Source organism: Mesorhizobium sp. CA15 (assembly GCF_020165215.1).
GTDB lineage: Bacteria > Pseudomonadota > Alphaproteobacteria > Rhizobiales > Rhizobiaceae > Mesorhizobium.
On sequence record NZ_JAIUHQ010000017.1, the window covers coordinates 22,073 to 34,808 of the forward strand.

The 12,736-nt window shown below is 66.2% G+C and carries 13 protein-coding genes; 3 read left to right on the forward strand and 10 right to left on the reverse strand.

Annotation, left to right across the window (positions count from 1 at the left end; genetic code table 11):
• Nucleotides 1-3: 3 nt before the first annotated feature.
• Together LB515_RS23025 and LB515_RS23030 are read left to right on the forward strand one after the other, a co-directional pair.
• Nucleotides 4-1,080: a glycosyltransferase family 2 protein gene (locus LB515_RS23025; RefSeq protein WP_224605632.1), complete on the forward strand. Its 1,077-nt coding sequence runs from the start codon at nucleotides 4-6 to the stop codon at nucleotides 1,078-1,080.
• Between the two features lie 185 nt (nucleotides 1,081-1,265).
• Nucleotides 1,266-2,330 carry a hypothetical protein gene (locus LB515_RS23030; RefSeq protein WP_224709059.1) on the forward strand — a complete coding sequence of 355 codons (1,065 nt, stop codon included), beginning with the start codon at nucleotides 1,266-1,268 and terminating at the stop codon, nucleotides 2,328-2,330.
• Nucleotides 2,331-2,552: 222 nt separating this feature from the next.
• Here the strand turns inward: LB515_RS23030 and LB515_RS23035 are convergent, their stop codons facing one another.
• The 8 genes from LB515_RS23035 to LB515_RS23070 form a co-directional block, all read right to left on the reverse strand.
• Nucleotides 2,553-3,548, reverse strand: a complete 996-nt coding sequence (locus LB515_RS23035; RefSeq protein WP_224709060.1) for a Rieske 2Fe-2S domain-containing protein — start codon at nucleotides 3,546-3,548, stop codon at nucleotides 2,553-2,555.
• A complete protein-coding gene (locus tag LB515_RS23040; RefSeq protein WP_224709061.1) occupies nucleotides 3,545-3,769 on the reverse strand; it encodes a hypothetical protein in 225 nt (74 codons plus the stop codon). Before LB515_RS23040 ends, LB515_RS23035 begins: the two co-directional genes overlap by 4 nt.
• Nucleotides 3,770-3,803: 34 nt before the next feature.
• Nucleotides 3,804-4,688: a hypothetical protein gene (locus tag LB515_RS23045; protein ID WP_224709062.1), complete on the reverse strand. Its 885-nt coding sequence runs from the start codon at nucleotides 4,686-4,688 to the stop codon at nucleotides 3,804-3,806.
• Entirely contained in the window at nucleotides 4,685-5,941 is a 1,257-nt protein-coding gene (locus LB515_RS23050) for a F390 synthetase-related protein (protein WP_224709063.1), read from the reverse strand. The genes LB515_RS23045 and LB515_RS23050 overlap by 4 nt, the downstream gene beginning before the upstream one ends.
• A complete protein-coding gene (locus LB515_RS23055) occupies nucleotides 5,938-6,762 on the reverse strand; it encodes an MBL fold metallo-hydrolase (protein ID WP_224709064.1) in 825 nt (274 codons plus the stop codon). The genes LB515_RS23050 and LB515_RS23055 overlap by 4 nt, the downstream gene beginning before the upstream one ends.
• Entirely contained in the window at nucleotides 6,759-7,742 is a 984-nt protein-coding gene (locus LB515_RS23060; protein WP_224709065.1) for an NAD-dependent epimerase/dehydratase family protein, read from the reverse strand. The genes LB515_RS23055 and LB515_RS23060 overlap by 4 nt, the downstream gene beginning before the upstream one ends.
• Nucleotides 7,743-7,744: 2 nt before the next feature.
• Nucleotides 7,745-8,734 carry a 3-oxoacyl-ACP synthase III family protein gene (locus tag LB515_RS23065; RefSeq protein ID WP_224709066.1) on the reverse strand — a complete coding sequence of 330 codons (990 nt, stop codon included), beginning with the start codon at nucleotides 8,732-8,734 and terminating at the stop codon, nucleotides 7,745-7,747.
• Between the two features lie 85 nt (nucleotides 8,735-8,819).
• Nucleotides 8,820-9,617: an alpha/beta fold hydrolase gene (locus LB515_RS23070; RefSeq protein ID WP_224709067.1), complete on the reverse strand. Its 798-nt coding sequence runs from the start codon at nucleotides 9,615-9,617 to the stop codon at nucleotides 8,820-8,822.
• A 114-nt stretch (nucleotides 9,618-9,731) separates the two neighbouring features.
• Here LB515_RS23070 and LB515_RS23075 point away from each other — a divergent pair, with 114 nt between their 5' ends.
• Nucleotides 9,732-10,628, forward strand: coding sequence for a LysR family transcriptional regulator (locus LB515_RS23075; RefSeq protein WP_140842341.1), 897 nt, complete (start codon nucleotides 9,732-9,734; stop codon nucleotides 10,626-10,628).
• Here LB515_RS23075 and LB515_RS23080 read toward each other — a convergent pair.
• Nucleotides 10,625-11,074, reverse strand: coding sequence for a DNA polymerase III subunit chi (locus LB515_RS23080; protein ID WP_140842343.1), 450 nt, complete (start codon nucleotides 11,072-11,074; stop codon nucleotides 10,625-10,627). The two genes, LB515_RS23075 and LB515_RS23080, sit on opposite strands and share 4 nt — an antisense overlap.
• Nucleotides 11,075-11,083: 9 nt before the next feature.
• Nucleotides 11,084-12,586 (reverse strand): leucyl aminopeptidase, encoded by a 1,503-nt coding sequence (locus LB515_RS23085; protein WP_224709068.1) that lies wholly within the window; start codon nucleotides 12,584-12,586, stop codon nucleotides 11,084-11,086.
• Between the last annotated feature and the right edge of the window lie 150 nt (nucleotides 12,587-12,736).

A 12,736-nucleotide genomic window follows, 5' to 3' on the forward strand; every position in this document is an offset into this window, starting at 1 on the left:
GCCATGAACGTGCTTCCCATTCCGGCTTCCGGATTGCCCGAGGGCGCCATCATGCCCGAGCACAAGCTCTCCATCGTCGTCCCAATGTACAACGAAGCCGACAATGTCGAGCCGCTGCTGGTCCGCATCCATCAGGCGATGGAAAATTACAGCCAGCCCTGGGAAGTGGTGCTGGTCGACGACGGCAGCACCGACGCCACGCCCGCCGAGATCCGCCGGCTGGCGGCCCAATACGGGCCGCATGTGCATGGCGTGGAACTGGTGCGCAACTACAAGCAGACCGCCGCCATGCAGGCCGGCCTCGACGCCGCGCGCGGCGACGTCATCGCGACGCTCGACGGCGATCTGCAGAACGACCCGTTCGACATTCCGCGCATGGTCTACCGCCTGCTGACCGAGGATCTCGACCTCGTCGCCGGCTGGCGCAAGGACCGCAAGGAAGGTTTCTGGATGCGCCGCCTGCCCTCGCGCATCGCCAACAGGCTGATCGCCCGCGTCACCGGGGTGCAGCTCAAGGACTATGGCTGCAGCCTGAAAGTGTTCCGCGGCAGCGTCATCCGCAGCGTGCGGCTCTATGGTGAGATGCATCGCTTCATCCCGGCCTGGCTCGCGACGGTGACGACGCCGCGCCGCATCGCCGAGGAGGTGGTGACGCATCACGCCCGCATCCACGGCCAGTCGAAATACGGCATCTCGCGCACCTTCCGCGTAGTGCTGGACCTCGTCTTCATGTTCTTCTTCCTGCGCTACCGCACGCGGCCCGGCCATTTCTTCGGCGGCATCGGCATCGTGTTCGGCGTGCTCGGCTCGCTGATCCTTGCCTATCTCCTCGCTATCAAGGTTTTCTGGGGGCAGGATATCGGCACAAGGCCGATGCTGATCACCGGCTTCTTCCTGGTGATCGCCGGGCTGCAGGCGGTGACGTCGGGCGTGCTCGCCGAGATGCTGTCGCGCGTCTATCTCGAGGCCAATGGCGCGCTTGCCTATGTGGCGCGGCCGCAGGCCGCGCATGGCGAGGGCGAAGGCTGGCACTGGCCGCGCAAGCCGGCGACCGAGAAGGCGAAGCCGCGTAAGAAATGATCTTGCCGCTCCGGCATCGATCGCTGCCCGCGTTGCCAATCACGCCGATTTCGCGCAACGATTTTTCGCGATGGGAACTACGCGAATGAGCGATGCCGGGGGCTGACGGATCCATCCTGATTACCGGGGCGCGGGCGCCGGTTGCGCTGCATCTGGCGCGCCTTCTCCATGGCGCGGGCCATAGGGTGATCCTGGCCGACACGCCGGCACGGCCGATCGCGGCGGCGAGCAAAGCCTGCGCGCGTTATCATCGATTGCCGCCGCCGCGCTTCGAGCCGCGGGCCTATGCCGATGCGATTGAGGAGCTGATCCGGGCCGAGGGCATCGGCCTCGTCGTCCCGACCTGCGAGGAGGTCTTTCACCTTGCGCTTGCCTGGCGCGGCAGGAGCATGCCGGCGCCTCTGTTCGCATCCGATATCGAGCTGCTGGCGGAGGTCCACAACAAGCACAGCTTCATCCGGCTCGCCGAACGGCTCGGGCTGGAGGTGCCGGAAACGACGCTGCTCAGCTCGCGTAGCAATATGGAGGTCGTGCGCGGCCGCTCTCGCGAGCTGGCGTTCAAACCGGTCTGGTCGCGCTTTGCCAGCCATACGCTGCTGCGTCCGCCGCCCGAAGCGCTCGATTCGATCGCGCCCTCGGCCGCCATGCCCTGGGTGGCACAGCATTTTGTCGAGGGCGAGGAGATCAGCGCCTATGCGGTGGCGCGCCAGGGCAGGCTCAAGGCGCTCGCGCTCTACCGCTCGCTCTATCGTGCCGGAAAGGGAGCAGGCATCTTCTTCGAGCGGGTCGCGAACGAGGCCGCGCGCGAGCTGGTCGAGCGGATCGTGGCCGGCACCACGTGGACCGGGCAGATTTCCTTCGACCTGATGCGGGAGCCGGGCGGCCGTGTGCTGCCGCTCGAATGCAATCCGCGCGCGGTGAGCGGCCTCCATTTCTTTCGCGACCCCGCGCGCTTCGTGGATGCCGTGCTCGGCGACGGTCAGGAAGTCACGCCCGACGTTATCGCCCCGCAAACGGTGCGGCTTGCGATGTGGATTTACGGATTGCCGGTGGCGCTGCGTTCGGGCGGGCTTGGCGGATTCCGAAGGGCGATGCGCGAGGGCGATGAGTTGCTCGATTGGCCGCGCGACCCCGCCCCTGTCCGGGCTCAATGGCCAGCGCTGGCGGAGATCGCGCGTGTGGCATTGCGCGAGCGGTTCACCCTGCAGTCGGCTTCGACGCGGGATATCGAATGGAATGGGCCGGGCTAAGCATGCATATTGTAGAAGCTGGCGGGACAGCGCCCCCCTCTGTCCTGCCGGACATCTCCCCCACTTGGGGGGAGATCAGCAGCTCGGGCGCCTCGCTCCTTCTGCCATGCCGGCGATTGGCAAAGCCGGCGCGACATCCAATCTCCCCCCTCGTGGGGGAGATGGCCGGCAGGCCAGACGGGGGCGCGAAGGAACGCGACCTGCCGCCTTATCGGCAAACAATCACAGCTCAATCTCATGCACCCTTGTCTCACTCGCAGCCGCTGGCATCTTCCCATCCATGATCGCGGCGATGTCGCGGCGCAGGAAATCGAGCGGGCCGATCACCGGCAGGGCTTGGGGCGGTAGCCGGGCATTGTCGCTCGCCGATTTCAGCACCCGGCGATCTTGGTGCAGCGCGATGTTGAAAAGCGGCCTGAAGGCCAGCGCCTTCAGCTCGCCGAGCAGGCCTTGGCGCCGTCCGATCAGCCAGCCGACGCCCTCGACGGTGCGCTCGTCGGCCTGGCGCAGATGGAAGGTGGTGGCTAAGACCAGCCCGTCCCTGCCCCAATATTCGAGCTCGGCGATGCCGGGATGGCGGAAGCGGCCGATGGTCTTCGCACGCTCGCCTTCCAAAAGCCGGCTGATCAGGCCCTGCTGACGGTCCTCGCCGGTATAGCAGGCCTCGACCCAGCCCTCGCCGCCGGTCACCTCGACCCGCACCAGATGGCGCTTCGAGGTCAGGCCGCGCAGCAGGCCTTTATGGGTGAAATGGGTATGGGTGGCATCGAGGATGTTTTCCGCCGCATCGATGACCGTCGACTGCGTCGATGAGCGCACCCGCCGCACGATGACATCCTTGCCCTGCATGCAGTGCAGGTAGGGCTCGCTCGTCGGCGAGCCGGAAGAAATGAAGACGACGCCGTCGCGCTCGATCGCGGCGTAGCGGCGGACCCGGTAATGCGGCATGGCGCCGACATGGCCGGGGATCGCGGTGCAGCGTCCCTCGCCGTCATAACGCCAGCCATGATAGGGGCATTCGATCTCCCCGCCGACGATCCTGCCGGTCGACAGCTCGACCAGCCGGTGCGGGCAACGATCGAAAAGTGCCGCAATGCCTTGCGCCGAGCGGAACAGCACCACGGGCGCGCCGTCGAACAGGATGCGCTTCGGCCGCCTGCCGAGGTCGGTCGACAACGCCACCGCCTGCCAATGGGCTTCCCCGCCGCGCTCGCTCACAGTTCGAACCTCCTGAGCAGGGGGATGCCGACCCATGCCAGCACGGCCTCCATGACGCGGATCGCCATGCGTCGGCGAAGCGCAAGATGCCCGGCATAGACGGCGTTGTATTCGATCGCCGCGACCGCGCCGCGCCGGCGTTTGAAATCGGCGGCGCCCGCGCTCATGTTGAAGAACAGGCCGCGCGAAGTCGCGTGGTCCTGCGCTACCGCCATCATCATGCGATAAAGCCCGTCGGCGACCGGCAGGCTGGCGTCATAGCCGACGATGGGCTGGGTCAGCGTGCCGCCATTCTCGAACAGGCCGGTGACGGCAACCAGCTCGCCGCGGCCGGCGCAATCCCGCCAGGCTGATGATGCCGCGCCTGTGCATTTCGGCGATGTAGCGTGCCGTGTAGTGAGGATTGAGCGGCGTGTATTTGTCGAGATAGAGCAAGGTGTAGAGCTGCGCGGCGCGCGCATAATCGGCCTCGGTGAAATCTTCAGTGCCCACTCGCTCGAACGGCGTTTTGCGCAGGCAGGCGCGATCGCGCTTCATGTCGCGCGTCATTGCGGGCGCCGAGCTGCGGTCGGCGAAGATGTAGATCTGGCGCGCCGCCAGCATGCGGAACCCCTCGGCCCTCAAGGCGGCCATGGTCGCCGGATCGGCAATATCGTTCAACGAGCGGATGACGATGGCGCGATCGGGGAAACGCGCGGTCAAGGCCGCGCGCAGCGACGCGATCGCCGGCCGGTCGAGCAGCGGCATCGGATTGGTCGAATAGAGCCAATTGTTGACCTGCGCCTGACGGTCGAGGCCGCTCGCCCTGACCAGCGGCGCGCAGGCTCCAATCAAGGTACTCAGCGCGCGCCGCAACAGAGGATGGGCGGCGAAGTTGCGCGTCTCATCCATCGCGTAGTCGATATAGGCGCTGGTCGGGCAGCAGATATAGCAGTTGTGCGCTTCACTCCCGTCGTTCAACGTCAGCGGAAAAATGCCTCCGGCGATTTCGAGCGTCTCGACTTTCGTGTCCAGATTGGCGATGAGATGGCGCACCGGCATCTCGTTGAAGAACCTTACAAAAGCCTCGACCTTTGCCGGCTTGTTCTCGACCCGGTCGGCCTGCTGCACAAGCCTTTGCGCCATCGCCGCGCAGCTCATCGCGCGCGCTCCAGGCGGGCTTCGACGCGACGCAGCTTGCGGCCTATCTCCAGCGGCAGCGGCGCGCGGACAAGCGTGACGGTGGCGAGCGCCTTTCGCGCATCCAGCAACGCTTGCACCGCTTGATGCGCGGCCGCCGCCGCATCATCCGCGAACGTTGGCGGAAGGCTGAGCTCGACCCTGTCCGGCCCGGTCTGGACAAGACGAAAATCGTCGATGCGGCGATCGGCCTTGAGCACGGCGTTGCGAAGCACATCCGGCGTGACGAGCACCGGACCGTCCGGCGACATGAGCCGGAACACATCATCCATGCGGCCGACGATCTCGTCGAGGCAGCGCAGCGGCGAACCACATCGGCAAGGTGCTTTGGACAAGCGCAGCAGGTCGTTCATCCTGTAGCGCGCCATGATCTGTGTCCGGCGGCGAAAGGTTGTCACCAACGGCGTCACCAGCCCCTCGCCCGCCGGCTCGAATTCGAAGAATACGGCGTCTTCGGCAAGATGCAGTCCGCCCTGCCGGCAGGTGACCGCGAACAAGCCTTCGGTCGCCATGTAGATCTGATCGAGCGGCAGCCGGAAGAAATCCTCTATAACCGGACGGTCAACCGGATCCAGCGTTTCAGCCGCCGAGAAGACACGCTTCGGACGCAGACGGAAACCCTCGCTTGCGAAATGCCGCAGGATTTTCGGCGGCGCGATAATCACCGTCGGATCGAAGGCTTCGAGCGCGGAGCGCCAGCTTTCCGGGCCCGAGATCAGATCGAAGAAGGCGAGCCTTATCAGCCGCGATTTGCGGGCGCTGTCGTAAAGCCCGGTGTTCTGCGGCAGGATGACGGCGACGCGCATGCCGCGCCATAGAAGATCGGGCGCCGCCTTGGCCAGGATCGCGCCCAGCCAGCGGTATTTTTCGGCCTCGGAAATCACGAACAGGCCGCGATTGCCCGATGTTCCGGTGCTGGCGCCGATAGTGAGCGGTCCGGCGCGGCCCTCGCCCGCCAGGGCCGCCCAGGCTTGCGCGGCGGTGAGACGGTGGATGTTGAAATCGTCGAAGCGCGCCATCAGCAGCGCCTTGTCGGTGACCGGCAAATCGATGAGGCGCGCCGGCGCCTTGCCGTAAAAGGGCGCGCGCGGCAGGTCGCCGTTCAGGAAGCGCCGCAAGGCCGCCGCCTGCCAGCGCTCGAAATCCGCGCGGCTCTTCCGCGAGACCCAGCGCGTCAAGGCGAAGGAGCCTGCCGCTTCCGCCAGCCCGTTCATGCGGCCTCCGGTGCGAGGTCGTAAGATGTCGGAGCGGGATCATGGCAGAGCATCACTTCGCCGCCTGAGGCGAGGAAGCGACGCAGCATAGCGCTGGTCGGCTCGATCGCCGCGGCATCCTCGGCGATCAACGTGGCCGGGAAACCTGGCGTGCGGCTCTCGGTCAATGCGGCGAGCAGCCATTGCGCATCGACGGCGTAGAGCAGCGGCCGGGCCGGTTCGGTAAACAGCAGGCCGAACTGGCCGTCGGCATGTCCTGGAAGATCGACCGCGATGACGCTGCCGTCGCCGAAGAGATCGGCGCCGCCTGGCGCGCCTTCGCGCGCCTCGACTCGCCGCTTAGCGGACAACGCCTCCAGCCGCGCCTCGAAATCCGGCGGGAAGAGTTCGGTGAAGACGCCATGCCGCAGATTCCGCTCCGGGCCTCGCGCCTTGACCCGAGCCCAGGCCGCATCGCTGGCGATGAAGTGCGCGTTGCGGAACAGCGACAGGCCCGAAATGTGGTCAGCATGAAAGTGGGTGACGATGATTGTGCGGATGTCGTCCGGCGACAGACCGAAACGCCGCAGCACCGGCAGGACCTGCTCGGCGGCGTTGAGCTCGGGTTTCAGCAGCGCACCGTAGAGCCGAAGCGTGCGGCTACGCTGCTCACCGCTCAGCGCCTCAGATGTGTAGCCGGTGTCGATGAGCACAGGCCCGGCAGTTGGGTGAAAGATCAGCCCATAGCGGACACGCAGCCTGACACTTTGCCAGCGGCCGCCGCGCAGGATCAGCCGTTCGGCGGCGCTTACCCAGGCGCTGTTGGCGAAGACGATCCTCATGCCTGCGCATCACCGGAAAACGTGCGGTCAAGCCCTTGCTCGAACGAGATCTTCGGTGCCCAGCCAAGCATCCGCTTCGCCTTGGAAATATCGAGGCTTTGCGCATAAGCGAAGAGGCCGAGCCCATAGCGGGTGACCGGCGGCTCGGGGCTGCCAGGCAACCGGAGCGCCACTGCTTCCATCAGGCCCGCCGCCAGCATCGCCGACATGAGCGGCGTCGGCCGCCAGCGCGCCTCGAGACCGGCGCGGGCGCAGGCCTCGTCGGCAATGCGGCGGACCGGCAGCACCTCGCCGCCGGAGATGTTGAAGATTTGGCACTCCGCTTCCACGGTCGCGGCAAGCGCCGCCATCACCGCGTCGACGACGTCGTCGACATAAGTGAGGTCGATGGCCGCCCGGCCATTGCGAAACAGCGGCAGCGGCCGGCTTTTTGCCGCCTTGATCAGGCGCGGCAGCAGCGCGTGGTCGCCTTTACCGTAGATGCCGCGCGGCCGCAGCGCCAGCGGATGGATGGCGGGCTGGCCGAGCACGATCTTTTCGGCCTCGCGCTTGGTGCGGGCATAGTGATTGACGGGCTCCGGCAAGGCCACGTCCTCGCTGAGCCCAAGCTGGTCGCGGAAGGCAAAGCAGACGGACGGGGTGGAGATGTGGACGAAGCGGCTGACGCCTTGCCGCTGTGCGAAATCGACAAGGTTGCGCGTTGCCGTGACATTGGCCGCCTCGAAATCCGCGAGGCGTCCGAAAGGCGAAGAGAGCGCCGCGCAATGGATGATCCGTTCGACCCTGCCAAGCCTCGGATCGAGCGCGGCGTCGAGCGGCTGCGCGAGATCGTGGCGGACGATGCGATGGCCGGCGGCCTCCAGCGCGGCGCAGCACGCTTCATCGCGGCCGAGCCCGAGCGCCAGCGTGCCTGACGCAGCCAGCCGCTCTAGCACATGCGAGCCCAAGAAACCGCTGGCGCCGGTGACGAGCACGGCCATCCTCAGACCTCCAGCGCCATGCCGCCGAAGGAGACGCCGGCCGACGTGCCGAGGATGAGCAGCTTCATGCCCGGCGCCACGCGGCCCTCGCGGCGCGCGACGTCCAGCGCGAAGGGAATGGAAGCCGCGATCTGGTTGCCGAAGCGGGCGGAGATGTCGACGAGCTTTTCCGGCGCAAAGCCGGTCTGGCGCGCCATATGGGCAAGCGCGAACGGGCTCGCCTGGTGCGGCACGACGAGATCGACATCGCCATGCCGCCAGCCGGCGCGCTCGAGCAGAGCGGCGACGAAGCCGTTGAAATGGCGCGCGGTGAGCCTGAACAATTCCTTGCCGTCCATGTGGAACAGGCTGTGCGCGGCGAACGCTTCCTGCTCCTTGCGGAAATCGAAGCGCGTGCCGCCCGAACCGATGCCGCAGGCTTCCCAGCCCGACGGATAAGTGCGCATCAGGCTGGCCGCCACCTTGCCCTCGCCTTGGCCGCCTTTGCGCAGCACGGCGGCCGCGGCGCCGTCGCCGAAGAGCGCGGCGATCTCTGGCGCATCCTGCCACGGCAAGGCGCGCGAGGCGATCTCGGAGGAAAACACCAGCGCTGTCTCGCATTGCCCAGCCTCGATCATGCGGCCGGCGGTCTCGAAGGCGGTGAGGAAGCCCAGGCATGTGCTGTTGACGTCGAAGGCGGCGGCCGAGCCGTCGGCCAGCCCAAGGCGCTGCATGACCAAGGGCGCGGTCGCCGGCAGCGGCTGGTAAGGCACGCCGCAGCCGCCGATGATCAGGTCGACGGCGCCGGGATCGAGGCCGGCATCCTCAAGCGCCAGCGTCGCCGCGGCGCAAGCTAGATCGATTTGCGATTCGCCCTCGCAGACATAGCGCTCGACGACACCGGTCGCGGTTTCTAGCGCGCCCTCGCCGAGGCCAAGCCGCTTCTCCAGCGTCCGCGTCGTGACGCGCTCAGCCGGTACCGTCCTGCCGGTTCCGACGATCCTGATCCGCATTCTCCCCCCGCCGCATGAGCTTGGCCTTATCTAGCGCAAAAAGCGACCGATAGCGACGTTTCCACGCTCATGCGGCACTGCCAGGTCATCGCTTCGGGAGGAAACCCGTCACCGCCTCCATGAACTCCGCTGGGCGTTCGACATTGAGCAGGTGGACGCCGGGCAAAAGCAGGAGTTCCGCGCCGGGGATCGCCGCCGCGATCACCTCGCTGTGGCTTGCCAGCGTCACCTTGTCGTCCTCGCCGCCGATGACCAGCGTCGGCGCGGTGATCAGGGAAATCGGGCGGCGCAGGTCGGCGTCGCGGACCGCGGCGAAGCATCCCGCTAGGCCTTGCGGCGACATAGCGAGGATCGCAGCATGGAATTTGTCGACGGTCTCGTTTTGACCGGCAAGCATGGCGGCCGGGAACCAGTTGCGCATGAACATGTCCGACGTCGCCGACAGGTCGTCGGCCGCAAGCACGTTGCGTATCTGCTCGTCGAAATAGGATGCCGGCCCGAGATGCGGCGAGGTGTTGGAGAGGATCAGGCGCTCGATGCGCTCCGGCGCGTGGATGCCCAGCCACTGGCCCACGAAACCGCCCAGCGACAGGCCGAGGAAATGCACGCGGGCAAGCCCGAGGAAATCGAGCAGTTCCAGCACGTCGCGGCCGAGACGGTCGAGCGAATAGGCGCCGGCCGGCGCGTCGGAGCCGCCATGGCCGCGAAAATCATAGCGCAGCACGCGGAAGGATTTGGCAAATTCCGGAACCTGGCCGTCCCACATGTGGAACGTCGTGGCGATGGAGTTGGAGAGCATCAGCACCGGACGGTCTTCCGGACCGTCCAGCCTATAGCCGATGCGGGCGCCATCGCCCGCAGTGAAGTGCAGCGTGTCGGTCATTTTGGATCCTCATCCTTTCGGCGCTTTTGGAAGGCTTTCGATGAGGCAAAGTAAGCATCGTAACCATCGAAGAAAATTACTATGATGTGACAATCTTTGTAGGATCTGTCGACTATGGATGGCGTGAAACTTCACGATCTCAGATGCTTCGATGCCGTCGCCCGCCGAGGCAGCTTCCAGGCCGCGGCACAGGCCTTGCACCGGACGCATCCCTCGGTGTTCGCGGCCGTCGCCCGGCTCGAAGAGCAACTTGGCCTGAGGCTGCTGGACCGCAGCGGCTACCGGGTGAGCTTGACCGACGAGGGCCGCCTGTTCCATGCGCGGGCGCAACTGACGATCCGCGAGTTCGAGCATCTTCGGACCTATGCCGGCCAGCTGGCGAGCGGCGAGGAAACCATGCTGCGCCTCGTCATGGGCGACGTCTGCCCTCGGCCCAGAATACTCGGCCTGCTCAGCTGCTTCTTCGCCGAGCGGCCGCGCACGCGCCTGCATCTCGACTATGAAGCAATCGGCGGGCCGGTCGAGCGATTGATGGACGGCGAAGCGGACCTCGTCTTCCACCGCGCTAACTCGTCCGATCCGCATCTTGAGAGAATCAACCTGTGCGAAGTCGCCTTCGTGCCGGTGGTGGCGCCTGGCTTCCTGCCGTTCGACCCGAGGAATGACGTCACGCCAGAAGCGATGCGGCCCTTCACCCAATGCGTGATCCGAGACACGGCGCGGCGCCCCTCATCCGAAAACTTCTTCGTTATCGACGGCGCGCATTCCTGCTCGGTGCCCGACCATATGATGAAGAAGGAGCTGATCCTGCACGGGCTTGCCTGGGGCCACCTGCCCGACTGGTTGATCGAGGACGACTTGCGCGAGGGACGGCTGATCTCGATTGCCGGCCGGCACATTCCCGGCCGCACCGAAACCGTCGCCGCGGTGCGGCGACGCGACAAGCCGCACGGACCTGTGGCCGAGGCGTTGTGGCGGCATCTTCAGGATAGTGCCGGACTTGCGAGCTAAGCCTTGCGCTCCCACCGCCGGTCGGCGGTCTGCTGCCAGTAGGTCACGGCGTGGCCGGCTTCCTTCATCGTCTTCCAGTGGCCGCGGGCGGCTTCGAGCTGTGCCGCGTCATGGCCGTCGAACAGGAAGACGGCGCGCTCGTAGCCGGACAAGTCGGGAGGCGTCGCGCCGTCGACCAGGAAACGGATCTGCGCGGCATTCTGGTTGCCCTCGCCCGTGGTGAGCAGGATCGGCTGCTCGGCCGGATAGGCTTCGCGGTCGGTGGCATGGGCCAGGAAGGAATCGTCGCGAAAAATCCACAGATGCTGATCAAGCGCGTCGCGGCGATCTTCCGTGCCGGTCTGCACCACCGCGCGCCAGCCGCGCTCGACGCTGCGCTCGAGCAGGCCCGGCAGCGCCTCCTCGAGCGTCGATTCGGTCAAATGGTAGAACAGGATGTCGGTCATCCCGGAAACCTAACCCTCATAGTGATCGCGGACCAGGCGGTCGAGCAAGCGCACGCCAAAGCCCGAGCCCCAGGACTGGTTGATCTCGCTCGACGGCGCGCCCATCGCGGTGCCGGCGATGTCGAGATGCGCCCAGGGCGTGTCCTTGACGAAGCGCTGCAGGAACTGCGCGGCGATGATGGCGCCGCCATAGCGGCCGCCGATGTTCTTCATGTCGGCGTTCTTGGAATCGATCAGCTTGTCGTATTCGGGTCCGAGCGGCATGCGCCATAGCCGCTCCTGCGATGCCTGGCCGGCGCCGAAAAGCCGGCCGGCAAGCTCGTCATTGTTGGAGAAAAGGCCGGCATAGTGCTGGCCTAGCGCCACCATGACGGCGCCGGTAAGCGTCGCCAGGTTGATCATGAACTTCGGCTTGAAACGGTCGTTGGCGTACCAGAGCGCATCGGCCAGAACGAGGCGGCCTTCCGCATCGGTGTTGAGCACCTCGATCGTCTGGCCCGACATCGAGGTGACGATGTCGCCGGGACGCTGGGCATGGCCGTCGACGGCGTTCTCGACCAGGCCGATGACGCCGACCACATTGGCCTTCGCCTTGCGCGCCGCGAGCGCACGCATAAGGCCGGTGACGGCGGCGGCGCCACCCATGTCGCCCTTCATGTCCTCCATGCCCGAGGCCGGCTTCATCGAATTGCCGCCGGTGTCGAAGGTGACACCCTTGCCGATGAAAGCGAGCGGCGCGTCCTTGGCCTTGCCGCCGTTCCAGCGCATCACCGCCAGGCGCGCGCCGCGCGGCGAGCCTTGCGCGACGCCAAGCAACGAGCCCATGCCGAGCTTCTTCATCTCCTTTTCAGCCAGGACCTCGACCTCGACGCCGAGCTGCTCCAGCGCCTTGACGCGCTCGGCGAATTCGACGGGCCCAAGCGCATTGGCCGGCTCGTTGACCAGATCGCGCGCAAGCAGCACGCCGTCGACCACCGCTTCCTCGCCGGCAAAAGCCTTCTTCGCGGCAGCGGGATCGGCGCAGTGAACGGTTACCCTGGCGGGCTTGCCCGACTTCGTGTCGGATTGGCCGTCTTCCTTGTCTTTCCTGGTCTTGTATTTGTCGAAGGAATAGCTGCGCAGCAGGATGCCGGCGGCAAGGCTCGCCGCCTGGCGACCGTCGGGCTGATACTCCGGCAGATCGAGGATGACGGCCACCTCGGTCGCCTTGCGCAGCGAAGCGGCAACGGCGCCACCGAGCTTCAGCCAGGCATAGTCGTCGAGGCTCGAGACCTTGCCGGCGCCGACCGCCACCAGCCGGTCGACCGGCGTTCCTTCCGGCGCCAGCACCTCGGCCGAGCTTGCGAATTTGCCGGAGAAATCGGCGACCGGAAAGGCGCGAGCCAATGCACCAGCCGGATCGCAGGCCTTCGCCGCCTCGCTGAGCCCGCCGTCATCGGCCGCCAAGACGAAGACGCTGCCCTTTTTGGGCGCGGCGAATTTGGCGAAGGAAATGGATGGTCTCGACGTCATCAGGTCCTGCTTTCGGGGATGGCCGTAAGGTGCCGGCAAAGGTAATTTTCAACGGGCGAGAGGTTTGGCAAGAGTGCGCGACATTTGGTCGTTTTCCGCCATTTGGCAAGACTTTGGCCGAAATCGCGGTCTATATCGGCGCCACCATAA